Source organism: Mesomycoplasma lagogenitalium (assembly GCF_029854295.1).
GTDB lineage: Bacteria > Bacillota_I > Bacilli_A > Mycoplasmatales > Metamycoplasmataceae > Mesomycoplasma_A > Mesomycoplasma_A lagogenitalium.
Genome location: NZ_CP122979.1, coordinates 896,476 through 922,742, shown reverse-complemented (window position 1 = coordinate 922,742; position 26,267 = coordinate 896,476). Strand labels below are relative to the sequence as shown.

The 26,267-nt window shown below is 23.1% G+C and carries 23 protein-coding genes; 10 read left to right on the top strand and 13 right to left on the bottom strand.

The window, feature by feature from the left end:
- Window positions 1-77 precede the first annotated feature (77 nt).
- Window positions 78-683 carry a tRNA (guanosine(46)-N7)-methyltransferase TrmB gene (gene trmB, locus QEG99_RS04090; RefSeq protein WP_280101917.1) on the bottom strand — a complete coding sequence of 202 codons (606 nt, stop codon included), beginning with the start codon at window positions 681-683 and terminating at the stop codon, window positions 78-80.
- Between the two features lie 61 nt (window positions 684-744).
- Here trmB and QEG99_RS04085 point away from each other — a divergent pair, with 61 nt between their 5' ends.
- Together QEG99_RS04085 and QEG99_RS04080 are read left to right on the top strand one after the other, a co-directional pair.
- Window positions 745-2,199, top strand: coding sequence for a hypothetical protein (locus tag QEG99_RS04085; protein ID WP_280101916.1), 1,455 nt, complete (start codon window positions 745-747; stop codon window positions 2,197-2,199).
- Between the two features lie 2 nt (window positions 2,200-2,201).
- The gene (locus tag QEG99_RS04080; RefSeq protein WP_280101915.1) at window positions 2,202-2,726 is read left to right on the top strand and encodes a DUF402 domain-containing protein; all 525 of its coding nucleotides are present in this window, start codon (window positions 2,202-2,204) and stop codon (window positions 2,724-2,726) included.
- Between the two features lie 37 nt (window positions 2,727-2,763).
- On the opposite strand, the gene QEG99_RS04075 is transcribed toward QEG99_RS04080, so the two are convergent.
- From QEG99_RS04075 to QEG99_RS04035, 9 genes are all read right to left on the bottom strand, one after another.
- Complete coding sequence (locus QEG99_RS04075; protein WP_280101914.1) at window positions 2,764-3,501, bottom strand: hypothetical protein; 738 nt, start codon at window positions 3,499-3,501, stop codon at window positions 2,764-2,766.
- The gene (locus QEG99_RS04070) at window positions 3,488-4,231 is read right to left on the bottom strand and encodes a hypothetical protein (RefSeq protein ID WP_280101913.1); all 744 of its coding nucleotides are present in this window, start codon (window positions 4,229-4,231) and stop codon (window positions 3,488-3,490) included. The genes QEG99_RS04075 and QEG99_RS04070 overlap by 14 nt, the downstream gene beginning before the upstream one ends.
- A 105-nt stretch (window positions 4,232-4,336) precedes the next feature.
- Window positions 4,337-5,068 carry a hypothetical protein gene (locus tag QEG99_RS04065; protein ID WP_280101912.1) on the bottom strand — a complete coding sequence of 244 codons (732 nt, stop codon included), beginning with the start codon at window positions 5,066-5,068 and terminating at the stop codon, window positions 4,337-4,339.
- The gene (locus tag QEG99_RS04060) at window positions 5,061-5,822 is read right to left on the bottom strand and encodes a hypothetical protein (protein ID WP_280101911.1); all 762 of its coding nucleotides are present in this window, start codon (window positions 5,820-5,822) and stop codon (window positions 5,061-5,063) included. The genes QEG99_RS04065 and QEG99_RS04060 overlap by 8 nt, the downstream gene beginning before the upstream one ends.
- A gap of 15 nt (window positions 5,823-5,837) precedes the next feature.
- Window positions 5,838-6,827, bottom strand: a complete 990-nt coding sequence (locus QEG99_RS04055) for a glycosyltransferase family 2 protein (protein ID WP_280101910.1) — start codon at window positions 6,825-6,827, stop codon at window positions 5,838-5,840.
- Between the two features lie 120 nt (window positions 6,828-6,947).
- Window positions 6,948-8,108 (bottom strand): glycosyltransferase, encoded by a 1,161-nt coding sequence (locus QEG99_RS04050; protein ID WP_280101909.1) that lies wholly within the window; start codon window positions 8,106-8,108, stop codon window positions 6,948-6,950.
- 107 nt (window positions 8,109-8,215) lie between these two features.
- On the bottom strand, window positions 8,216-9,202 hold the full coding sequence (galE, locus tag QEG99_RS04045; protein ID WP_280101908.1) for a UDP-glucose 4-epimerase GalE: 987 nt from the start codon (window positions 9,200-9,202) through the stop codon (window positions 8,216-8,218).
- Between the two features lie 70 nt (window positions 9,203-9,272).
- The gene (locus QEG99_RS04040; protein ID WP_280101907.1) at window positions 9,273-10,160 is read right to left on the bottom strand and encodes a UTP--glucose-1-phosphate uridylyltransferase; all 888 of its coding nucleotides are present in this window, start codon (window positions 10,158-10,160) and stop codon (window positions 9,273-9,275) included.
- Between the two features lie 44 nt (window positions 10,161-10,204).
- A complete protein-coding gene (locus tag QEG99_RS04035; protein WP_280101906.1) occupies window positions 10,205-11,368 on the bottom strand; it encodes a glycosyltransferase in 1,164 nt (387 codons plus the stop codon).
- 152 nt (window positions 11,369-11,520) lie between these two features.
- Here QEG99_RS04035 and QEG99_RS04030 point away from each other — a divergent pair, with 152 nt between their 5' ends.
- Window positions 11,521-12,252 (top strand): glycosyltransferase family 2 protein, encoded by a 732-nt coding sequence (locus tag QEG99_RS04030; protein WP_280101905.1) that lies wholly within the window; start codon window positions 11,521-11,523, stop codon window positions 12,250-12,252.
- 499 nt (window positions 12,253-12,751) lie between these two features.
- Window positions 12,752-14,536 (top strand): molecular chaperone DnaK, encoded by a 1,785-nt coding sequence (gene dnaK, locus QEG99_RS04025; RefSeq protein WP_280101904.1) that lies wholly within the window; start codon window positions 12,752-12,754, stop codon window positions 14,534-14,536.
- A gap of 44 nt (window positions 14,537-14,580) precedes the next feature.
- Here the strand turns inward: dnaK and QEG99_RS04020 are convergent, their stop codons facing one another.
- Together QEG99_RS04020 and QEG99_RS04015 are read right to left on the bottom strand one after the other, a co-directional pair.
- Window positions 14,581-15,546 (bottom strand): hypothetical protein, encoded by a 966-nt coding sequence (locus QEG99_RS04020; RefSeq protein WP_280101903.1) that lies wholly within the window; start codon window positions 15,544-15,546, stop codon window positions 14,581-14,583.
- A gap of 217 nt (window positions 15,547-15,763) precedes the next feature.
- The gene (locus QEG99_RS04015) at window positions 15,764-16,390 is read right to left on the bottom strand and encodes a hypothetical protein (RefSeq protein ID WP_280101902.1); all 627 of its coding nucleotides are present in this window, start codon (window positions 16,388-16,390) and stop codon (window positions 15,764-15,766) included.
- Between the two features lie 642 nt (window positions 16,391-17,032).
- On the opposite strand from QEG99_RS04015, the gene eno reads away from it, so the two are divergent.
- The 3 genes from eno (at window position 17,033) to QEG99_RS04000 (ending at window position 20,755) form a co-directional block, all read left to right on the top strand.
- Window positions 17,033-18,406 (top strand): phosphopyruvate hydratase, encoded by a 1,374-nt coding sequence (gene eno / locus QEG99_RS04010; RefSeq protein ID WP_280101901.1) that lies wholly within the window; start codon window positions 17,033-17,035, stop codon window positions 18,404-18,406.
- Between the two features lie 1,026 nt (window positions 18,407-19,432).
- On the top strand, window positions 19,433-19,819 hold the full coding sequence (locus tag QEG99_RS04005) for a hypothetical protein (protein ID WP_280101900.1): 387 nt from the start codon (window positions 19,433-19,435) through the stop codon (window positions 19,817-19,819).
- A 51-nt stretch (window positions 19,820-19,870) separates the two neighbouring features.
- A complete protein-coding gene (locus QEG99_RS04000) occupies window positions 19,871-20,755 on the top strand; it encodes a hypothetical protein (protein WP_280101899.1) in 885 nt (294 codons plus the stop codon).
- A 92-nt stretch (window positions 20,756-20,847) separates the two neighbouring features.
- Here the strand turns inward: QEG99_RS04000 and QEG99_RS03995 are convergent, their stop codons facing one another.
- Entirely contained in the window at window positions 20,848-21,660 is an 813-nt protein-coding gene (locus QEG99_RS03995) for a leucine-rich repeat domain-containing protein (RefSeq protein WP_280101898.1), read from the bottom strand.
- A 64-nt stretch (window positions 21,661-21,724) separates the two neighbouring features.
- On the opposite strand from QEG99_RS03995, the gene uvrB reads away from it, so the two are divergent.
- From uvrB to QEG99_RS03980, 3 genes are all read left to right on the top strand, one after another.
- Entirely contained in the window at window positions 21,725-23,683 is a 1,959-nt protein-coding gene (gene uvrB, locus QEG99_RS03990; protein ID WP_280101897.1) for an excinuclease ABC subunit UvrB, read from the top strand.
- Window positions 23,684-24,161: 478 nt separating this feature from the next.
- Entirely contained in the window at window positions 24,162-25,352 is a 1,191-nt protein-coding gene (gene tuf / locus QEG99_RS03985; RefSeq protein WP_280101896.1) for an elongation factor Tu, read from the top strand.
- 90 nt (window positions 25,353-25,442) lie between these two features.
- On the top strand, window positions 25,443-26,267 hold the full coding sequence (locus QEG99_RS03980) for an Hsp33 family molecular chaperone HslO (protein ID WP_280101895.1): 825 nt from the start codon (window positions 25,443-25,445) through the stop codon (window positions 26,265-26,267).

Below are 26,267 nucleotides of genomic sequence, written 5' to 3'. Positions count from 1 at the left end.
TGTAATAGTAAATTTTAGGAAAAAATAGTAAAACATTGAAATTCTATAAAAAACTTATATGCATAAAAAACATCAGCTTAAAATTTAACCTCTAGATAATTGATTTTTTTGCCATTTTCAGATCATTTTTTTTCATAACCCGTCATTACATTTCCTTCAGATAAATTGCTATTATGAAAATCATTGGTTGAATTAATTATTTTAGCTCCATATTCATTAAGTGATTCAATTGAGTATTGAAAAAGAAAATCATTATCTGTTTTAAATTTTAAAATTCCATTTTCTGAAAGCAAACTTTTATAAATGTCTAAAAATATTTTATGAGTTAACCTTCTTTTTGCATGTCTTTTTTTAGGTCATGGGTCAGAAAAGGTTAATCAAATCAAATTAGTTTTGCCATTAATTAAATCTGGTAATTTAATAATATCTTGATTAATAATTTTAAAATTTTTAAGTTTTAATTTTTCTGCTTTTTTCATTGATTTTAGTGCGACTGTTGGATATTTTTCAATTCCAATATACATTATATGAGGATTTTTATTCGCGAGTTCTACAAGCATCTCACCCTTACCCATTCCCATTTCCAAAACTGTATTTTCATTAATTTCAATAGGAAAGTTTTTAATTAAATATTCACTTTCTAAAAGCTTTTCTTTAGCATTAGGTATATTTCTTAATCTCATAATAAAAATAATACTAAAATTTATTTTTTTTAAAAGTATAAATAATATAATTATTTAGATTATGAAAAAATATAAGCAAATTTTGTTAAAATATCTGAGTTTTTTTTCACTAGCAACAAATTTTAGCTTTTTTGTCTCCTGTAATCATCAACAACAGGAACAGAAAGCAATTGTAAATTTTGTAGAAAACTCAAATAAAGATCAATATTTAAAAATCTCTCTTTATGAAAATAAATCAGCTTTTTATATTTCTGAAATTGGCTTGAAAAGATTAACAAAAAGAATTCAAGATAATTTATTTTTTGGTCCTGAAATAATGTTTTTAAAACAAATAAATATAAACAAGCAAATAAAATTATTCCAAGATGATAGAAAATTAACTGGTTTTTTTTCTTCTAACACACAAGAAATTTTTATAAATAGTGAATTTTACGAAAATATTGATAATGAAGACGATCGAATTGAGTTATTGTATCAACTAATTTTTCATGAATATATTCATTTTTTAGATTCTGTTTATTTTTCCAATTATGGAAATAATTTTAAAGTTAAAGGAAAAATATATAATGATTTTTTTATTGACAATATTAATAAGTTATTAAAAACAGATACAAAAATGGACTATGAAAAAGTATCGGATATAATTAATGAAAATCATTTATTTAATAAATTGACTTTGAAAGAGATTTTAGATAAAGTTAATAAGGAAAAAAATAAGTTAGATTTCAATTTTGAAAATACTTCCTTTTTCCCAAAAAACACAGATCCATCGATAGTAATCGAGGATGTGAATTACTATTATAATTATGAAGAATTCATTGCTAGAGAAGCATTTAAGTATTTTTATAAAGAAAAAGAAAATAATTTGTCACTGAATAGTGATACTTTTTTAAGAGAATGATTAAGAGTTGCGGACGTTAAAAAGAAAGATAAAAAGGTTGTTATTGAAAAAATTTATGCTCCTTATGTTTTATTTGATAATAATGATTTATCTAATAATGAAAATGTAAAAAAATTTGCAAATATTTTTTTAAAAGCAATGAATTATGGCAAAAATATTAGTGGAATTTTTATTGATGATCAAACAAAATTGAACAATTTAAATCAAGTTATTAATTCACGAAATTTCAATTTAGTTAAATTTATCGGATATTTAGACAATCAGAAAGTTAATGCACTAGTTTTTAAAAATAAAAAAGAATCCAACTTAATTAAAATTCCTATTATTTATAATACTTTTGATCAATTTAAGTTTTTTAATGATCAAAAGTATTATAGTTATTATTCAAGCGAATTTTTAGACATAGAATTAATTGATAAAAATTATTTACCTAAATTGTGAACTGACTATAATAATAATGGTAAAATAGAAGAGAATGAATTAAAAGAAATTAATAATTTTTCAGACAAGTTTAATGACAATTATTATCCCTCTTCTTTTAGAAGCTTTTTTAAAAATTTAGATAATTATAATTTTATAAATTTTAAAGATAAAAAAATTAATCAAAAGGAATAAATATGAATGTAGCGCTAAATAAATTTCTCAATGTTCAAGCATATAAATATAATGGTAAACTTTATCGTCAATGAAGTGGAGTAAGAATTTTAGAAGATAACGAAGATCATGTGGTTGTGTATTTAGATAGAAAAACTAAAGTAATGGAAAAAAGCAAGCATAGATGAACAATTAGAGATAATACTATTTGATTTTTTCATAAAAAACATTTTTTTAATGCTTTAATAACAATAAAAAATAATCGTCATTACATTTATATTAATTTAGCATCACCTTATTTTGCAGAAGAAAATACTATTAAATATATAGATTATGATTTGGATATCAAGGTTTATCCAAATAAAGATTTAAATATTATAGATCGAGCAGAATTTATTAATAATGCAAAAAAAATGAAATATTCAAGAAAGTTAATTGATGTAGTTTTTGAAGAATTAAAAAAATTAGTGAATTGATACTATGATGATTATTATATATTTAATGGTAAATACATAGACAACTTTCTTAATAAATTCAAAATAAAGTAAAAAAACAAAAGCAAATGTAAAATCTGTTTTTGTTTTTTTAATTAATTTCTTTAGTTAAAATTTTTAATTTTTCAATAAATTCTTTCACCATTAAATATCAAACAATGCTCCCTATAAAATAATGAGTAATAATTCGATAATTAAAAATATCAACCTTTTCTTTTAAATGATGACCAATCATTTTGTTATTTTCAAAATAAAACATTAAAGTACTATTATTTTTATCATAACAATTTCAAAAAATAGATTGATCATTTGTTGTTTTTATTTCTAGATAAAAATTACTTTTTAACTGGTCATTATCAAAATATTTTTTAATAATTTCCGTTTTAGAAACAATATTAAATCTTTTAATATTAATATTTTTATCTTCGATCAAAGATAAAAAATGATTAAGTGCAACCAAATTAACTTTCAATTTGATAATTCTTTTTGCTCTTAAGTAAAATACTTGTTTAGATATTGATAGTATTAAAAAAACTGAATATAAAAAAGAAATGACACTAGATAAAATAATTCAAATTATTTTTAATTCTTTTAAATTGTTTAAATAAAACAAAGGAGTAAAAACTCAATAGAAACTAAAAATCAAAGAAAAGAGAATAAAATGCTTTCAATTAAATTTTATTTTTTTAAAAAATGTTAAACTTTTTGTTTCAACAAATTCACTATCTTTAAATGAATTATATAAAAACATAAATTTGTCATCTAAATTTGTTGAATGAATAAAATCATAACTACCGGCTATCATTTTTATTTTTTTATCTTTTTTCATAATTTTCCGCTTCTATAATTAAATCGTTTATTTTATAAATTCTCACACATATTCTTTCAACAATTTCAAAAAGCGAAAAAATATTTCATACAGATTCGCTTATGCTTAAAGATTTTAAATTTATGTTTAGCAAATCTATATTTTGCTCTGTTTCATATATTTGATTGTTTTTAATAAAAATGTTATTATTTTCATCGTTTAATGGCATTCCTATATAAAAAATTCTCATATTTTTAGTTAGTATTTTAACTCAGCTATAACTTGTTTGCATTTTTTTAGAAAGAATATTAGTAAAATTTAAACTATCAGAATTTATAAATTCAATTTCTTTGTAACAAATATCATTTTTATTTATTTTATTAAAAACATCTAAGAAAAAAATCTTTGAAATTTTATATTCTCAAACCTTTTCTCCTGGATTTTCTTTTATATATTGAAATAAAATGATGGCACATAAAATAAAAAAGGAAGAAAGCCAAAAAAGCATCGCTAAAATAAACATTTTTATATTATAATCAAAAACAAAATCTGTAAAAGTTAATGAAAGGGATAATATAGCAAATATAATGAATAAAAACAAAGAAATTATCAACAAAAAATGAGATCAATAAGACATTTTTTCATGGTTTTTGTTTTCAAAATACCATTGTTTTTTTAAAACTATATTTTCTTGCTTATTATCATTGGATAATCAAAAATTGATAATGCTATGGATTTCTTCTTTATTCATTTTTAATTCCTTTTATTAATATTATAAAATACAACAATAAAATTTATTTTTTTTAATTAAATATTTGTTAAATTAAAAAAGCAAATGTAAAATCTGCTTTTTTAACTAATTAATTTCTTTAGTTAAAATTTTTAATTTTTCAATAAAATTTTCAACTAGTAAATAATAGATATTTAAAAAGTGAGAAGTAATTTTGTAATTAAAAATATCAATTTCTTCTTTTAAATAGTAAGTAATTATTTTTTTATTGTCCTCAAAATAAAACATTCAATTACTATTATTTTTATCATAACAATTTCAAAAAATAGATTGATCGCTTGTTGTTTTTATTTCTAGATAAAAGTCGCTTTTTAGCTGGCTATCATCAAAATATTTTTCAATAATTTCCGTTTTAGAAACAATATTAAATCTTTTAATATTGATATTTTTATCTTCAATTAAAGATAAATAATTATTTAGCATAACTAAATTAACTTTTAAATTGACAACTCTTTTTGAACTGAAAACAAATATTTTTTTAGATATTAGTAAAATGAAAAAAACTAAATACAAAAAAGAAAATACAGATGATAAAATAATTCAAGTTATTTTTAGCTCCTTAGATTCGTTATAAATAAACAAAGGAGTAAAAACTCAATAAAAAGTATAAATTAAGGAAAAAATAACTAATTCTCTCCTACCTAATTTAACTTTTTTAAAAAATTTTGCCCTTTTTGTTTCTAAAAATGGAAATTTGTCAAAATTGTCTTCAAAAAATGTTGAATTTTCATCTAAATTAGTAATATAGATTTCTTGAAAATTTTTACTAATTTGTTTTATTTTTTTATCTTTAGTCATAGTTAGAGCCTTCAATAATTAAATTGTTAAGTTTATAAAAATTTATACAAATTCTTTCGATGATTTCACTCAATTCAATCGATATTTTTTCTCAGATTGTATCAACTTCAAAAAATGTTACTAAATGAATGTCTAATATATTTATCTTATTACTAATATTAATTATTTCCTTTTCTTTTATAAAAATATCATTTTTTTGTTTGTCTTTATTATTTCCAAAATAAATCTTTAAATTATTTTTGGTTAAAATTTCAATCCAAAAATAATCGCTTTTTAAATTTTCTGGAATATGATTATTAAATCTTAAACTTTCATCTTTTAAAAAGACGATTTTTTTATAACAAATATCATTTTTATCTAGTTCATTAAAAACTTCAAGAATTTTTTCTTCTGTAATTTTAAATTCATAGATTCTTTTAGCTTTTTCTTCTATTTTTTGATGTTTTAGAAAAAGTCCAAATACAGCAGATAGAGCTCCACATCATAGTAAAATCGCTAAAATAAACATCGAAATACTTGTATTTAATTCAAATTCAGATCGTTTATTTACTATACTAAATGCAATAGCTGCTATAAAAAATAATATAACGAGAATCAAAGATAAAAAAATCCACAATCCGAATCATTTTACTATTATTTCTTCTGTTTTATTTTTGTAAATTATTCGATGAGAAGGCTTGATAGCGATATTTTTTTCTCTTTCTGGATCGCTCATTCAAATGTCTTTAATTTTATTTATTTTTTCATTGTTCATTATTAATAAAGACCTTTAAATATTGCATTTGGAAAACAGTTGTTTTGCTTTTTGATAATTTGTTATAGCATTTTTAAATAAAAGTGAAAAAAAACTTTGATATCTTTTTAGTTTTTCATCAATATTATGTCTTTTAAAAGTTTTAAACAATTCGCACATTGGTTTTTCAAATAGTTTTTTATTTTTTTTAATCACATTTCAATTAGAAGAGAAAAATAAATGAATGAAAATATTTTTAAAAAAGAATTTTTCAATTTTTTCTCACTCATGATAATTTTGTGATAATTTTAATTCACTATAAAGATAATCTAAATTATGAGCAATACCCATAATTCGATTTGGGCTTTGTTTTTTAGATAAACCCTTGAAATTTAAATCGTATTTATAAGTATTTTTATTAATATATTTAGTTTTAGTTGCGCGATAAAATAAATTAATTGTTACAGCAAAATCTTCAAAAATATATCCTTTTTTAAAAGGCAAATTTTGCTCTAAAAATCATCTTTTATTAATTGCTTTATTTCAAATAAAATAAGATTCTTTTTCTAAAAAAATCACCGGATCTTCTTTAGTTTTATTACTACTAAAATCAATTTTTCTTAAAAAATTAAAAACTCTAATATTATTTAAAACTAAAATATTTTTAGCATAAATAATTTGATAGTTATTTTCTTTTATTGCCTTATTAAATTCCTCGATTGTATAATTATAAATTTGGTCATCAGGATCTAAAAAATAAAAATAATCAGTTTTACATTGTTCAATTAATATGTTTCTAGCATTAGCTAATCCACCATTCTGATCAAGTGAAATAATTTCAATATTAAATAATTTATGATTTTCTTCTTGAAATTTTTCTAGCATAAATTGTGTATTATCAGTAGATTTATCATTTAAAAAAATAACATCAAAATTTTTATCAATTTGATTTTTTAAACATTTAAAAAGTTTAGGATAAAATTCTTGTTTATTAAAACAAGGTATAAGTAGTGAAATTTTGTTCATAATAATGCTTTCTTTTATTTTTTTATTATTAAATTATACAACTATTTAAAAAATATCTAATTAAGACAGAAAAATCCCTCAAAATGAAAGGGATTTTTTTATTTGTATTTAAAAAAATTACTAACTTTTATTTTCGTTAATTATCTTTTGAAAAAAATCTACATATTTTTGAGTTTCTTCATCTCAAGATTCAAAAACTTTATAACAATTTTCTTTTACATTATTATATGTTTTTAGATCGCTAAATATTTCAATTATTTTATTAGCAAATAATTCTGGATCATTTTTAGCAATAAAGCCAGTTTTATTATCAACAAATCTTTCTGAAGGGCCGGTGTTTTCTAATGTTATTGCAGGAACTTTAAATGATGCGGCTTCTCCAACAACCAGAGGATCGTTATCAAAAATAGAAGGAAAAACGAATAAATCACTTGCAGCTAAAATTTCTTTTTTCAATTCTTGATTTTCAACAACTCCGGTGTATATGATTAAATTATCGATTTCTAATTTAATTGCTAGATTCTTAAAATAATCGAAATCCGGTCCGCCTCCTGCCAGTATAAAACGGAAATTAAATTTTTTATTTTTTAAAATTTTTAAAACATTAAAAATAAACTCAATATTTTTATATTTATGTATTCTACCTAAAAAAGAAAGAATTTTTATGTTTTCATCTTCAATATTATTTTCTTTTTTAAATCTCAATTTCAATTCTTCTATCTGTTTATCATTTAATTTTTCGATATTTAAGCCGTTTCTAATTATTTTTGCTTTATGTTTAAAATTAAATTTTTTCATTTCTTCTTTCATAGATTTTGAAACGAATGTAAAATTATTGCTCTTATTTAAAATTTTTATTTCAATTTTATATAAAAAAGATGCCAATCATGGTTTTTTTACTAGTTCCAAAAAATGAAAATAATTTTTAGTGTGTTGTGTAATAACTAAAGGGATGTTGAATTTTTTTGAAACATTTTGTGCTAATCTAGTAGAAAATATCGAGCCATGAACATTGATTATATCTGGATCAAATTTTTTTATTTCGTTTTTTAGTTTTTTAGTTATTTTTTTTGACACAAAAGAATTTTTAAACAAAACATTTGTTTTTACATTAAAAACTTCAAAAGGGAAATTTTGGTAAGTTTCGGTATCTGAAATTTTTGGTGTAAATATCTTCACTTGATGACCTAAATTAATTAGTGATTTAGCCAAATTAGCAACTGCAATTTCTGTCCCTCCGATAGATGGATAAAAATGGCAAGTAAAAATGATTATTTTCATATTTTTTCCTTGAATAAAGTATAGATAAAATTATTAAATATTTTTCAATTTATTTTTTGAAATTTAGTATATTTTTTGTCTATTTAATGTGTTTAAAGTAAAACAACTTATTTATTTATTTTTTTTCTTCAATTTAAATCGTCTTTAATCATATCTTCTAGTGAGTATTTAGGGTAAAAATTCAGTTTTTCTTGAATTTTTTTAGTGTTAGCTGCTAAAAAATCAGGATCCCCTGCTCTTCTTGGACCGTACTGAAAATCAATTTTTTTATTTAAAATTTTTTCAAATTGTTTAATAATTTCTAAATTAGAGTGAACTGAATTTGCTCCTGCATTAAATACATCGCTTGGATTATTATCCAAATAATAATTTAATAAATAATGAGCATTTGCTAAATCGCTTACATGAATATAATCACGAACACATGTTTTGTCACTGGTTTTGTAATCGTTTCCAAAAATAACTATTTTTTCATTATTTAAAATAGCATTTGAAATTACTGGAATTAAAAGTGAATATTGATTTGTTTTAGAATACAATCCACTTCTTAATAAACGGTCGGCACCTGCAACATTAAAATATCTTAAAATTCCGTATTTAAATAAAGGATTTGTTTTAGCATAATCTTGAATTATTTGTTCACACATCAATTTAGATTTTCCGTATGGATTAATAGGGATTTTAATTGCATCTTCATTAATTTTTTGTCCTTCACCTTGGCCGTAAACTGCAGCTGATGAAGAGAAAATTAATTTATTAACTTTATATTTATCCATTAATTGTAAAACATTAATTGTTCCATTTAAATTATTTTTATAATATTCGATTGGTTTTTGAACGGATTCGCCAACTTTTATTAATGCAGAAAATAATGCAACAGTATTAATTTTATTTTCTTTAAAAACTAATTCCAAATCATTTAAATTATTATGATCTAAATTATAAAATTTAACATTTGGATGGATAAAATCTTTATTGCCAGTCGAAAGATTATCAACAATAATTACATTCTGATTTTCATCAATTAATTTTAAAGCAAATATATTCCCAATATAACCGGCTCCGCCGAGTAATAAAAAAGTTTCTTTTTTCATATTTAATATTATAAATACTTTTTTTAAAAAATAAAAAATATCTAAATTTCATAAAATTTAGATATAAAAGTTAAAGTTTTTTTTCTTTTATGTGTTCAATTATTGATTGCTTAATTTTTAAATCATTAAGTGCATAGTCAATATTTGCTTTCACAAATCCTTCAATAGAACCTAAATCATATCTAGTTCCTTCTAATTCAAAAGCAAATATTTTCTGAGTTTTCATTAGTTCAGGAAAGGCATCTACTAGCTGAATTTCACCGCCCACGCCAGGCAATGTTTGCTTTAATAATGTTACAATTTCTGGTGTAAAAACATATCTACCAATAATTGCTTTGTTAGAAGGGGCATTTTTAACATCTGGTTTTTCCACAGCACTAGCAATTTCAAAAACTTTTTCATTTTTTTCTTCTAGATTTTTTGGGACAACAATTCCGTATTTATTTACATTTTCTCAAGGAACTGATGTAACACCTAATATTGACGCTTGTTTTTTGTTGAATTCATCAATTAATTGTTTAATTGCTGGTTTATTGGGGCTATATATTAAATCATCTCCCAAGATAACAGCAAATGGCTCGTTTTTAATTTTTCTAGAAATTAATGAAATAGCATGTCCTAGACCGAGTTGTTCATCTTGATAAATTGTCCCAATTTTTATTTTTGAAGATTTATCAAAATTTGTTTTTTGAAGCAAGTTTAGTAGTTCGTCTTTATTTTTTTGTCTTAATTCTTCTTCTAAATCATAATAAACTCTAAAATATTCAAGAAGTTGTTCTTTTCTGGGAGAAATGATTAGTCAAATTTCTTCAATTCCTGAATCAATTGCTTCTTCAACTAAATAATCAATTGCTGGCTTATTCAAAATTGGAACCAATTCTTTATGAACCGTTTTAGTTAAAGGCAAGAATCTTGTTCCTCATCCAGCAGCAGGAATAATTAATTTTTTTACTTTCATATAATAATTATAAAATAAAAGTAATTAAGTTATAAACTTTGTTATTATTTATTTTTTTCATAGTCAATTATTTTTTGAAAAAAATTTACATATTTTTGAGTTTCTTCATCTCAAGATTCAAAAACTTTATAACAATTTTCTTTTACATTATTATATGTTTTTAGATCGCTAAATATTTCAATTATTTTATTAGCAAATAATTCTGGATCATTTTTAGCAATAAAGCCAGTTTTATTATCAACAAATCTTTCTGAAGGGCCGGTGTTTTCTAATGTTATTGCAGGAACTTTAAATGATGCGGCTTCTCCAACAACCAGAGGATCGTTATCAAAAATAGAAGGAAAAACGAATAAATCACTTGCAGCTAAAATTTCTTTTTTCAATTCCTGATTTTTAACAACTCCGGTGTATATGATTAAATTATCGATTTCTAATTTAATTGCTAGATTCTTAAAATAATCGAAATCCGGTCCGCCTCCTGCCAGTATAAAACGGAAATTAAATTTTTTATTTTTTAAAATTTTTAAAACATTAAAAATAAACTCAATATTTTTATATTTATGTATTCTACCTAAAAAAGAAAGAATTTTTATGTTTTCATCTTCAATATTATTTTCTTTTTTGAATTTAAGCTTCAATCTATCAATTTCCTGATTTTTTGCTATTTCTATGTTTAAGCCGTTTCTAATTATTTTTGCTTTATGTTTAAAATTAAATTTAACCATTTCATCTTCTAGTGATTTAGAAACTAATGTAAAATATTTACTTTTATTTAAAATTCTTATTTCTCTTTTATAAACTAATGAAGATAATTTGTGAAACTTAAAAATTTCTAATATTGGTAAATAATTTTTAGTGTGCTGAGTTATAACTAATGGAATATTAAATTTTTTTGAAACATTTTGAGCTAATTTTATGGAATAAACAGAACCATGACAACTTATAATATCAGGATTAAATTTATCTATTTCGTTTTTTAATTTAACATCAATTTTATCTGAAACAGTAATAAAATTAAAAAAATTTTTTGTTTTTACATTATATACTTCAAACGGAAGTGATTTATAATTTTCTCCTTCAGAAACTTTTGGTGTAAAAACTTTTACTTGGTGCCCTAAATTGACTAGAGATTTTGCAAAATTAGTTATTGCAATGTCCGACCCGCCAATTGTGGGAAAAAAGTGACATGTAAAAATCATTATTTTCATATTTTGAATCTTTCCTTCGTATTTATAGTATTAAATATTTTAGCAAAATAATAAAAAACACGAAAAATATTTAATATCTACAATCTAATATTTTCTCTTTATTAATAATATTTTATTTGTGCTATAATTTAATAACAATTTGAAAGGATAAAATGAGTAAAATTTCATTACTTATACCTTGTTTTAATAAGGAAAAATATTTACCTATATTATTTAGAACATTAAAAAAGCAAACTGATAAAAATTTTAATGTTATTTTTTTAAACGATAAATCAACAGATAATACTGAATTTATGTTGCAAGAATTTAAAAAAAATAATAATCATTTATTTGATATAAATATTATTTCGTTAAAGAAAAATAGCGGAATTTCTAGAGCAAGAAATCTTTTGATCGAAAGTTGTCAAACAGATTATTTTTATTTTTTAGATCCTGATGACCAACTTTATGCACACACAATTCAATATCTGAATTTAGCGATAGAAAAAGAAAATTTTGATTTAGTTTATGGAACATTTTCGCTAAAATATAAAAATATTAGAATTTTTAACTATTTTAGAAAAAAACAAATAAAAAAAGTTAATGCTAATCCTATTTCATTTTTAAAAAATGAGCAATATTTTATTTGGAATAAATTAATTAATAAAAACTGATATACAAACCAAAATTTGCATTTTTTAAATGGGACAATTTTTGAGGATTTTCCAGTTACAATAAATTTATTTTTTAGGGCTAGAAAAATAAAATATTTAAATAAAAATTTATATATTTACAAAATAAACGATTTAGGATTATCCCGTTCTTTAAATAGAGAAAGAATTTCAGGGATAGCAAAAAATTTAGATTATTTATATACAGAATTAGAAAAAACAAGAAATATATAAAAATGATTAAAAATAGATAAATTTTTCCTAAAAAATATTTTATTTTCAATTTTTGGTTATAGTCATTTTAATGTTTTATTAAAAAATAGAAACAAATTTATAGTTGAAATTTATGAATTATTAAAAATTATAGAAAAACATAAAATAGATAAGAGAATAGAAAAATATTCACTTGATGATTTTATATTTAAAATCTTCAAGAAAAAATATGCAAAATTAAAAATCTCTTTAATGCAATACAATCGTTATTATAGTAGCATAAGTGAAAATACAATATTTAACAAGTAACTAATACTTGCTTATAAATTTAATATTAAATAATAAATTATTAATTTGCATTAAAATAAAAAGAATTTAATATACTTTTTTTATTTAACTTCAATTATTGAACATGTGAAAAAAACTTAAAATAAAATTTGGCACTTTTTATTTGTAAGTGCCAATTTTTGTGCTATAATAGTTTCATAATAAAATTTTTAAAAATAATTAAGGAGAATTTATGGCAAAAGAAATAATTTTAGGTATAGATTTAGGAACTACAAATTCAGTAGTTGCTATAGTAGAAGATAAAAAACCAGTAGTTTTAGAAAATCCAAGTGGTAAAAGAACAACTCCATCTGTTGTTTCTTTTAAAAACGGAGATACTATTGTTGGTGAAATAGCAAAAAGACAATTAGAAACAAACCCTGATGCTATTGCATCTATTAAAAGATTAATGGGTACAAGTAAAACAGTAAAAGCAAATGGAAAAGAATACAAACCTGAAGAAATTTCAGCAATGATTCTTTCTTATTTAAAAGAATATGCAGAAAAAAAAGTTGGTAAAAAAGTTTCAAAAGCAGTTATAACTGTTCCTGCATATTTTGACAACGCTGAACGTGAAGCGACAAAAACAGCTGGAAAAATCGCAGGATTAGAAGTTTTAAGAATAATTAATGAACCAACAGCCGCTGCACTTGCTTTTGGACTAGATAAAACAGACAAAGAGATGAAAGTTCTTGTGTTTGACTTAGGTGGTGGAACATTTGACGTTTCTGTTCTTGATTTAGCAGGTGGAACATTTGAAGTTTTATCAACAAGTGGTGATAATAGACTTGGTGGTGATGATTGAGATAATGTTATTGTTGAGTGATTGATTGAAAAAATTAAAAATGAGCATAATTACGATCCTAAGAAAGACAAAATGGCAATGGCTCGTTTAAAAGAAGAAGCAGAAAAAGCAAAAATTTCTTTATCAGAACAATCAATAACAACTATCTCTTTACCATTTTTAGCAGTTTCAGAAAATGGACCTATTAATGTTGAATTAGAGTTGAAAAGATCTGAATTTGAAGCAATGACTGCTCATTTAGTTGATAAAACTAGAAAGCCAATAATGGATGCATTAAAAGAGGCTAATTTAGAAGCGAAAGACTTAGATGAAATTTTATTAGTTGGTGGATCAACTAGAATTCCAGCTGTTCAAGTTATGATTGAACACACATTAGGTAAAAAACCAAATAGAAGCATTAATCCTGATGAAGTTGTTGCAATTGGTGCAGCAATTCAAGGTGGTGTTTTAGCAGGAGATATAGATGATGTTTTATTATTAGATGTAACACCATTAACTTTAGGAATTGAAACAATGGGTGGAATTGCTACTCCATTAATTCCTAGAAATACAACAATTCCTGTAACTAAATCTCAAATTTTTTCAACTGCAAGCGATAATCAACCAGAAGTAACAATTTCAGTTGTTCAAGGTGAAAGACAAATGGCTGCAGATAATAAAGTTTTAGGAACATTTAATTTATCAGGAATTGAACCAGCACCTAGAGGTGTTCCACAAATTGAAGTTTCTTTTTCAATTGATGTTAATGGTATTACAAAAGTAACTGCAAAAGACAAAAAAACAAATAAAGAACAAACTATAACTATTCAAAACTCTTCAACCCTTTCAGAAGAAGAAATTCAAAAAATGATTAAAGAAGCTGAAGAAAATAGAGAAGCAGATGCTAAGAAAAAAGATAGAGTAGAAACAACTGTTAGAACTGAAGCATTAATTTCACAAATTGAAAAATCCTTAAAAGATCAAGGCGACAAAGTTGATGCTTCTCAAAAAGAAATGTTAAATAAACAAGTAGAAGAACTAAAAACATTATTAAAAGAAGAAAAATTTGATGAATTAAAATCAAAATTAGATCAAATAGAACAAGCTGCACATGCTTATGCTCAACAAGCAGCTAATGCAAATGCTAATTCATCAGAAGATGATACAATAAAAGCAGATGTAAAAGAAAATTAATAAAAAATAGTTTATAAAAAAGCGGATAAATCCCGCTTTTTATTTTAATTTATTTTACATTCTAATGATTTATTTTTTGTTTTTATAACATAGTAACTAATAAGTGTTAAGAAAATATAAAGCATTTTTTTCTTTTTACAAATTTTTAATTCATAATGAACAAAAAGAACTTTAATAATGAAGTTTCATATCAATATAAAACAAGGAGTTATAACAGATAAAAATGTTGGATCAGATAATTTGCCATTAGCAAAATTATAATCATTTATACTCAAAATTAATAAAATAGTTGAAATTAAAATTATTATTTTTAATAATAAAGATAAATAGCCCATTATTTGTAAAACTAAATTTTGCTTTTTGCTTTTTTCATCATCATTAATTTCTTGTTCATCAATTTGATAATTTAAAAAATATAAATTGATTAGTGTAAAGAAAATAATAAATAATTTATTTTTCTTAGATTCATTAATCTCCATTTTAATATAAATAACTTTAAAAGCAAAAGTTCATATCGCTATTACTGAAGTAATAATTCAACAAAAAATTGAAAAAATAAACATTTCTGCTCCAATATCTTTTGATAATATGTTAAAAAGATACTGACCTATTATTCTGCTATAAGCGAATAAAATAATAGCTATTAAAATAACTATTTTTTCCGCAAGGGAAATAAAACCGATAGTTTTTATCATTTTTCTTTCTATTTTTTTATTATTATCAAAATAATTAATACTTTTATCTTTTTTAATAAAATACAAGAGAATTAATATAAAAAAGATATATAGCAATTTAGTTTTAATATTTTCATCGATATACATAAATACATAAATAGATTTTAAAATTAAAATAGTAGTTAAAGAGACGGAACTTAATATAGTCATTATTGCTCCATAACTTTCTAATGAATAAATATTTAAAGAAAAATCAATAATCACTGAAATAATTGCAGAAATTAAAAATATTGTTACAGTTAACGATAGAAAACCAAGAGTTTTTAAAAATTTCATTAGATGATACCTTTTCTTTTTGTTTTGTTTAGCAATTTTTATAGAATAATATCTATATTTTAATTATAATTAAAAAACAACTACAAAAATTAACAATAAATAAAAAATTGACTTTTTATTTAAAATTTCAATAATTAATGCCGAATTATAAAAATGATTGCAATAAAAATGATCCTCTTTATTTTAGATGATCATTTTTTTATTTATAAAATATTAATTAAGTTAATTTAAATTTAATTTTATTATTTTTTATTAAATAGAAACTAGTAAGAGTTAAGAAAATATATAGCATTTTAATATTTTTATGATCTTCGGTTTCAAAATAAATAAAAACTACTTTAAATATAAATGTTCAAATTCAAATAACTATTGAAATTGATAACAATAAGATTGAAAGAGTAAATGTTATATCGCTTAATTGTTTGAACATTAAAGGTCTTTCAGAACTTAGTGCAAACAAAATAACAAAACTTATTATCATTATTTTTTCAATTAAAGAAATATAACCAAATGATTTTATAATTATATTTTTATTATTAGTTTCAAGCGAATTATCAAAATACTGGTTATTTTTATTTTTTTCAATAAAGTATATGTTAATTAAAGTGAAAAAAATATAAAGTAATTTAATTTTTGTTTCTGCTTTAACATAAAGCATTACATAAATTGTTTTAAATATTAGTATAATTATTAAAGCAGAAAGACTCAAAGATGTTACTATTATTCCGAAAATAGAATTATAAAGTACTCCTGTGCTCGCTTCAACAATCATTGAAATAGCTCCTATTAAAATAATAAATGCATTAAATAAATTTATAAATCCCATTGTTTTTAAAAACTTCATTAAACAACTCCTTTGTTTTAAATTATTATTTATAACTTAATTTTAGTTTAAAACATAAATCAAATTAAAAAAAAAAAAAAAAAAGAAATTATTTTTTTATAGCAAGCATTATTTTTATATTAAATATTTTTTTATTTTTTTTAATTAATTAGTTGTATAATATACAAGTTCATTTTAATTAATATAAGTAAATATGTTCATTTTAGTTCATTATCTTGACCACTATGAACTAAATTTAAATATTTTTTGACCGATATGCAAAAATATTTTTGAAAATCTTAAATTTTGTTGTATAATTATTAGTGGTCGAGAGACCATAGTTTATTTATTACATTTCAAAAATTTGTTTTATATTTATTAAATTTGTTAAGTTTTATTTTGATAGTCACAAATATTAATTGATTAAGCATTATTTCTATTTTTATGTATTTTATCACCTTCATACAAGGTATCTCCTTTCTTATTTTATAATTAAATGTAATTATAAATAATTCTAATTGATAAAAACAGTATTCTTAATTAATAATAATTTAACAAATAATAATTTAATAACTAAGATTGAGTTCTTAGTTATTTTTTATTTTAAATAAAATTAAAATGTTATAATTTAAATGTTATTTTTATTATATTCAAAGGAGAAAAATGTCAAAAATTATTAGTGTTCATGCACGAGAAGTTTTAGATTCAAGAGGTAATCCAACTGTTCAAGTTGAAGTTCGCACAGAGTTAGGAGGATTTGGTTCTGCTATTGTACCATCGGGTGCATCAACAGGAACAAGAGAAGCTTTAGAATTAAGAGATCAAGATAATCAATTTGCATCAAATTGATTTGGCGGAAAAGGAGTAATGCAAGCAGTTACAAATGTTAATGAAAAAATTGCTCCAGTAGTTTTAGGAATGGAAGTTACTGATCAAAGAAAGATTGATTTAGCTATGATCGACTTAGACGGAACACCATTTAAGAAAAATTTAGGTGCTAATGCAATATTGGGAGTATCATTAGCTGTTGTTAGAGCTGCTGCTGATGAATTAGATTTACCATTATATAAATATATCGGTGGAACAAATGCTAGAAAATTACCAGTTCCAATGTTAAACGTTATTAATGGTGGAGAACACGCTTCTAATACAATCGATTTTCAAGAATTTATGGTTATGCCTTTAGGTGCAAAAACAATTAGAGAAGCACTACAAATGGCTAATAAAGTATTTCACAATTTAGCAAAATTATTAAAAAAAGCAGGTCACGGAACACAAGTTGGTGATGAAGGGGGATTTGCTCCGAATTTAAAATCCCACGAAGAAGCTTTAGATTTTTTAGTTGAAGCGATTAAAACAGCAGGATTTGTTCCCGCTACTAAAGGAGAAAAAGCGGTAGCAATCGCTTTAGATGCTGCATCATCTGAATTATATGACTTAAAAACTAAAAAATATACATTTGGTAAATTAAAAGATGCAATCGATTCAAAAAAAGAAGGTTTTGCAAACTTAAAAGACAAAGTTGAATTTACAACAGATGAATTAGTTGATTATTACGGAAAACTATTTGATAAATATCCAATTATTTCAGTCGAAGATGGATTTGCTGAATCTGATTGAGAAGGATTTGCTAAATTCAACAAGAGATTTGGATCAACACATCAAATTATGGGAGATGATTTAACTGTTACAAACGCTTCAATTTTATCTGAAGCAATTGCAAAAGAATCGATTAATTCCATTTTAATTAAATTAAATCAAATTGGTTCGGTTTCAGAAACACTAGATACAATCGAATTAGCTCACAAAGCCGGATTTACTGCGGTTGTGTCTCATCGTTCGGGTGAATCGGAAGATACAACAATTGCTGACTTGGCAGTTGCTGTAAATGCTGGACAAATTAAAACCGGTTCCCTTTCAAGAACTGATAGAGTTGCAAAATATAATAGATTATTAGCGATTGAAGAAGAATTAGCTGAAGCAGCACAATATGATGGAGAAAAAACCTTCCATAACTTAAAAAGAAATGTTAAATAATAAAGTTAAACAAAATACTTTATTTAAATAGAATAAAAAAAGTTGACATTCTAAATTTTAGTTAGTCAACTTTTTTATATTTTTGTTTCATAATTTTCATATTTATAATAAAAATGAATAAAGAATTTAAATTAAATAAATATCTATTTTAGTAAATTCACTTTCAAAACAATAGAACTAAATAAAGAAACAAAAGTATGGATAAAAATTAAAAACACAGGAATATTTAAATTGAATTTTTTTATTAAAAAGTTAATAAATTCTTTTTTAAATATTATAAATAGTAAAAAAAGGAGAATTGTAAAAAATAACTATTAGTAAATGTAAATACATTTTAACTAAAATTGTTTTTGTTCCATTTCTATCTAATAAATTAACATCACAAAAACTTTATAAATAAGATAAAAAAATTAAAAAAAGTGATAATCGTCACTATATTTGTAATGCATAATTTAAAATACTTTATAAAATTGAGCTGATGCTATTTACTACAGGATTAGTTCACGAAGTTCAAGAAATGACTTTTTTAATTGTTTTAATCGCTTAAATAATATTTTTAAAAATATCATCATTATATTTATGATTTTTTTATTATGTTTATTGCTATATACACTTTGAATTATTATTATAGATGCAAAAAAACATTAAACAAAGTAATGGAAGTCACTATAAATATCATTCTATTATTTTTATTAATCATCTTCCTTTTAATATTAATTTTATTATTAAATATTTAAAAAATAAAAAATTTCTCCCCAAAAAATAGGGAGAAAAAATGTACATATAAGTTATAACAAAAAAACAACATTTAATGAAATATTTATATTTTTTATTTAATAAAATTAATAATAATTATATAAAATGAGACAAATGTTTGTTTATACTATGATACGGATATATCGCTATATAAATTGTAGTGTTTTAAAACTATAAATTATTTTTTTATTTTAAATAAGAAATTATTTTATAAAATATATTTATAAAATATAAAAAAGGAGAAAATTTGAAAACAAAAGTATTTTAATTATGTCAACCATTACTGCAGTTGGCAAATTAATATCAATTTTAATAATTATGCATAAAAAAATAGATAATAAGGAAAATGAAGAAAATAAAAATAATAAACAAATAAAAAATCTTATATTTAACGACATATTGCATTCGCCCAGTGTTGAAAAAATGAAAAATGACTTTTTTAAAGCAACCGCTGTTTTAGCTACATTAGCACTAATTCCTAGTAACTTTACTGTTGTAGGAACACTAATTGGTATTTCTATTTATGAATATAGATCATTAAAAGATACATTGAAAAAGGTAGAAAACGCTACTAGAATTTTAATGAACATCCAAAATCAATCTCATGAGCATGCCCTGTTGTTTTTGCAGCTACAAAAATATTGGAGAGCATTTTAACATATGTTGCATTTGTATAGTGACAACTATCATTTAAATGCTTTTTTGAAAATGAAGTTAACTAAATGAGTTTATTTCCCTTTTATTGGATTTATAATTTTTTATCTTATTTATAAAGTTTTTTGCGATGTTAATTTATTAGATAGAAACAGAGCGAGAAAAATTTTATTTAAAATTATTATTAGTTTAACTATAATAGTTCTATCTAGTTTTCCAATAATTTTATTTTTAACATGAATGTTTGGTCTTTTGTATAACACTAGCAAAAATTCCCTTTATATTGCTTTTTATTTTTTATCAGTATTACTAGTATTTGGAATTCTTTCAACTCTTAGTGTTATAATAACAAAAAAATCATTAAAAACCTTTTTTAATATTGAAAATGATAGTAATTTTAAAAGTAAATTAATTTATTATAGTGCTAAAATTACAAATCAAAAAAAGTACTATCAAAATTTAATCAAAAAATTCAAAGATCAAACTACTTATTGCTTTTTAAGTGATGATTTTGTATGCGAATCTTATGATGAAAATGAAATAATGTTAAATAATCCAAACATAAGCGATTATATGGAAAATAAATACAGAAAAGGTGAGTGAACAATATATGGTTCTTGATTGAACCGAGGGATTTTAGCACTGTATTCTGAATATGATTATTTTTATAAATTAATTATTTTACATCAAAAAGCAATTAATGAAAATGCAACTTATGTAGTAAAAAATGTTAATAAATATTTGTTATTTATTCGAATAACCAGTTTTATTTTACAAGTGGGTTTTTTTATTCCATTAATTTATTTTAAAAATGATCCAATACAAATATTTGTTATTTTATCATATATTATAATTTCAATTTTAATATGCGTATGAAGATTCAATTTTGCTAAAAAGAAAATTTTTAAAATTTGAGAAAATTATTATTATCAAGATTAAAAAAATAAACTAAGTAATTTAAACAAAATAAAAACAGTGGATTTTATACTTTTAAAAATTCCGCTGCTTTTTATATCGCTTTATGGTATAAATTATTTATTAAATGCACTATCATTTATTTCAGTATTAGCAGGAAGAATTACATTAGCCCTTTTAATAGTTGCATCAGAACCAACAAAAGCATCTTTTTCAATTACTAATTTTTCTTTTCTTTCACCTAAATTAAATGTTATTGTAGTAAGAAGGTTGTCTTTAAATGCGCCATTTTCAATTTTAGATACTTCAGTTGATTTAAAATTCAATTCAGTTAATTTATTATTTCAAAAGGCTCCAGTTTTAATAGTTTTTAATTTTGATTTTTCACTTATAATCAAACTGTTAATTTGATTTAATTCAAAAGCGCCTTTATCAATAGTTTCAACACTATCTGGTAATATTACTGATTTAATATTATTTCCAGAAAAAGCCTCTTCACCTATATATTCTAAATTAGTAGCTTTAGAAAAATCTAATTCAGTAATTGTTTGGTCGATTGAAAGAGAATTATTATTTCTAAAAGCTTGTTTTTCAATTCTTTTTAAAGTTGCAGGAAAAATAATTTTAGTTAAATAATATTGAACAACTTTTGTTTCCACTTCAGTTCCGTTTTTGATTTCTTCGCCCTTTAAAACAATTCTGCTTTCTCTATTTAAAAAAGCACCAGGATTAATAACTTCGATATTTTCTTTACTTAGATCAAGGGTATAAGTTTTATTTTTTTCGTCAAAAGTTACATTAACAAAGTTTCCGCTTTCATCTTTTTTATCAGTTCATAATTTTGCATAGTTTGTATTATCTCCACAAGAAACAGCTATTAAAGGTAAAATAACCGCAGGAGATAGTGCTAAAAATATTCTTTTTTTCATATCAAAATTTTACACTATTTATTAATTTTTGTATAAAAATGATTAATAAATTATAATTGTTTATATGTATAAATTAAGTTCAGAAAATCAACCTCGCGGAGATCAGCCAAAAGCAATTAAAGAATTAGTTAAAGGTGTAATGGAAAATAAAAAGCATCAAGTTCTTTTAGGAGTAACGGGAAGTGGAAAAACTTTCACTATGGCAAATGTCATTATGCAAACCAATAGACCTGCAATAATTTTGTCTCACAATAAAACACTGGCATCGCAACTTTATTCTGAAATGAAAATGTTTTTTCCAGAAAATAAAGTTGAATATTTTGTTTCACATTTTGATTATTATCGTCCTGAATCATATTTACCATCGAAAGATATTTATACTGAAAAAAGTAGTAAAACAAATTGGGATTTAGAAGCTATGCGAATGTCAGCAATGAATTCACTAATTAGTAGAAGAGACACAATAGTTATTTCATCTGTAGCTGCAATTTATGGTGCACTTAATCCTGCTGAATATGAAGAATCGTTTATATATATTGAAACAAAACTAAAGTTAACAAGAGAAAATTTATTTCGCAATCTTGTTAAAATTGGTTATTCAAAAAACTTAATGGAATTAAGTCCTGGAGAATTTCGTTCTAAAGGAGATTCTGTTGAATTATTTCCTAGCTGAACTGATGATTTTTTAGTAAGAATTGATTTTTTTGACGATGAAATAGAAACAATTGCTTTTATTGATAAATTAAATAAAACAATAATTAAGAAAGTTAAAAATTTTATTATTTATCCTGCAAGTTCATATACAGTTACAAATAATACTATCGAAAAAGCAACAATCGAAATTGAAAAGGAACTGGAAGAAAGATTAAATTATTTTGTTTCAGAAAATAAACTACTGGAAAGACAAAGATTGGAAGATAGAGTAAAAAATGACATTGATTCATTAAGAGAGTTTGGTTTTTGTTCAGGAATTGAAAATTATTCAAGACATATGGATGGTAGACAAGAAGGAGAAAAACCTTATACATTAATTGATTATCTACCTAAAGATGCATTAATTTTTATTGATGAATCTCATATTACTATACCTCAATTTAAAGCTATGTATAATGGCGATTATCAAAGGAAGCGAAATTTAGTTGATTACGGTTTTCGTCTTCCTTCGGCTTTAGATAATCGTCCATTAAAATTTGAAGAATTTCAAGAAATTGAACAACAGAAAATTTATATTTCTGCAACGCCCGGGGAATATGAATTAGATAAAACAAATGGTGAAATAGTTACACAAATAATTAGACCTACAGGTTTATTAGATCCGATAATAGAAATAAAGCCGACTGAAAGACAATTTGAAATAATGTTTGATGAAATTAAAAATCAAATAGATAATAAGGAAAGAACAATTATCATTACAGCAACAAAAAGAACTGCCGAAGAGTTATCACGAAGCTTTCGGGACAAAAAAATTAAATCCGCCTATATTCATTCTGAACACAAAACTTTTGAAAGAAATGAAATTTTAAGAAAATTAAGAAAAGGAATTTATGATGTTGTTGTTGGAGTAAATTTATTAAGAGAAGGAATTGATTTGCCAGAAGTTTCTCTGATAATGATTTTAGAAGCTGATGTTAATTCATTTGCTAGATCAAAAAATGCTCTTATTCAAATGATTGGAAGGGTTGCTAGAAATGATCACGGTAGAGCTATTTTATTCGCTGATAAAATCACTGATAATATAAGTGAAACTGTAAAAGATAATGAAAATAAAAGAAAAATTCAAATTGAATATAATGAAAAAAACAATATTGTTCCTAAAACAATTATTAAACCCATTTCGGATCCAATTCAAGGATTTAGTGACATTGATAAACTTGAAAATTTAGGCAAAATAAAATCTAAAAAAGAGAAAAAGGCTTTAATTGATAGTTTAAAAAACGAAATGGAAATACACAAAAATAATAATGATTTTGAAAAAGCAATTGAACTAAGAGATTTAATTTATGAACTTGAAGCAGAACTATAAAATTAACAAAATTTAAAATAAAAATCTGCATAAAAAAAAAAAAAAAACATTTCTTTTTATTTTAAAAAGTGATATCATTTATTCGCATAGGCAACTATGCGCTTAAAATTATCATAATTACTTTTAGATTTGTTTTATTTAGTTTATTTCTTTATTTTTATTTTTTTAATAATTTTGTTAAACTCCTTTTACTTCACACAATTTTACACTTTTTTACACAATACACAAGTTTCAAAATATAATAATTAAAAATAAGATAATAACTTAAGATATGATATCCTACTTAATTAATTAAGTAGGTTTTTTATTACTTTTTTTACAATTTTATTATTTTTAATATTTTAAATTTTTGGTAAAATATAAATATTAATGTATTTTTATTTATGGATGGGAAATAGGTGAAAGACTATTCTGTGGTTGGTTTTAAATGCATTTAAAATAACAATAAAATAATATTTATTAAACGAAAGGAAATAAAATGGCAAAATTAAATTTCGATAGATCTAAAGAACACGTAAATATCGGAACAATTGGACACGTTGATCACGGTAAAACTACTTTAACAGCAGCTATTGCTACAGTTCTATCTAAAAAAGGATTAGCAGAAGCTAAAGACTATGCTTCAATCGATGCCGCTCCAGAAGAAAGAGCACGTGGAATTACAATTAACACAGCACACATCGAATATGAAACAGAAAAAAGACACTACGCTCACGTTGACTGTCCAGGACACGCTGACTATGTTAAAAATATGATTACTGGTGCAGCACAAATGGACGGTGCTATTTTAGTAGTAGCAGCAACAGATGGACCAATGCCTCAAACTAGAGAACACATCTTATTATCAAAACAAGTTGGAGTACCTAAAATTGTTGTATTTTTAAACAAAGTAGATATGTTAGCTGGTGAAGAAGAAATGGTTGATTTAGTTGAAATGGAAATTAGAGACTTATTATCAACTTATGAATTTGATGGAGATAACACACCAGTTATTAGAGGATCAGCAAAAGGTGCATTAGAAGGTCAAGCGCAATGAGAAGAAAAAATTATGGAACTAATGGCTGCAGTTGATTCATACATTGATGCTCCAGTTAGAGAAATGGATAAACCATTTTTAATGGCTGTTGAAGATGTTTTCACAATTACAGGACGTGGAACAGTTGCAACTGGTAAAGTTGAAAGAGGACAAGTTAAAATTAACGAAGAAGTTGAAATCGTTGGTTATAAAGAACAACCTAAAAAAACAGTTGTTACAGGTATTGAAATGTTTAGAAAAAACCTTGATTCAGCTATGGCTGGAGATAATGCTGGAGTTTTACTACGTGGAGTAGATAGAACTGAAATTGAAAGAGGACAAGTTATTGCAAAACCTAAAACAATCGTTCCTCATACAGTATTTAAAGCAGCTATTTATGCTCTTAAAAAAGAAGAAGGTGGACGTCATACACCATTTTTCCAAAACTACAAACCACAATTTTACTTTAGAACAACAGATGTTACTGGTGGAATTAAATTTGATGCAGGAAGAGAAATGGTTATGCCAGGAGATAATGTTGATTTAACAGTTGAATTAATTGCTCCTATCGCCGTAGAACAAGGTACTAAATTCTCAATCCGTGAAGGTGGAAGAACTGTTGGTGCTGGTTCAGTAACAGAAATTATTAAATAATTTTAAACTCAAATAACACTAGCGAAATAGTGTTATTTTTTTTTTTTTTTTTATGATAAATAAAAAAGTAAATGAATGTATAATATTTATATGGATAGTGTTAAAATTTTAATAAAAAATAATATCAGAATCATTGCTTCTAATGTAACTGATGTTTGTCAAAAAGCAATTGAATATCAAGAAACATTACCTTTTACTTCGTTGATTTTGGCAAAAGCAATTTCTGTATTTGCTCCTTTATCTTTTATTTTATCAGCAAAAGAAGGAAAGGTCACTTCTTTTATTAAAAGTGATGGAGCAATTAAAAATTTAATTGTCGAATCAAAAAACGATGGTTCAATTAGAGCTTTAATCGGAAATCCAAATATCGAAACTGAAAAGGATGATAGCGATTTTGAAAACACTCCATTAATTTTAGGAATAGGTAATGAAGGAATTTTAAGAATTACAAGAACTAGCGGAACTCACACTTTTGGTGGAGAGGTTAAATTAGTTAAATCAGATTTAATTACAGATTTAGCTTATTATTTCGAAGTTTCTGAACAAATTTTTACAGCAATAAGATCAACTGTAAAATTTGAAAATAAAAATAAAATTCAAAGAGCTAATTCAATAATTTTCCAACTTTTACCTAATCACCAGGAAGATGACATCGTTTGAATTGAAAATTTTATTAAAAACAACGATCTAGAAACAACGAATTTACAAGACTATATAAATAAAATGGAAGCTAATTTACTTTCAGAAAAACCAATATTTTGAAAATGTGAATTTGATAGAAATAAAGTTATAAGTGTTTTACAAGATGTAGTTAAAAAAGAAAAAAACGATTTATTTGAAAATGATGAAAAAATTGAAATAGAATGTCATTTTTGTAAAGAAAAATTTTATTTTTCAAGAGAGGAGATAAGCTAA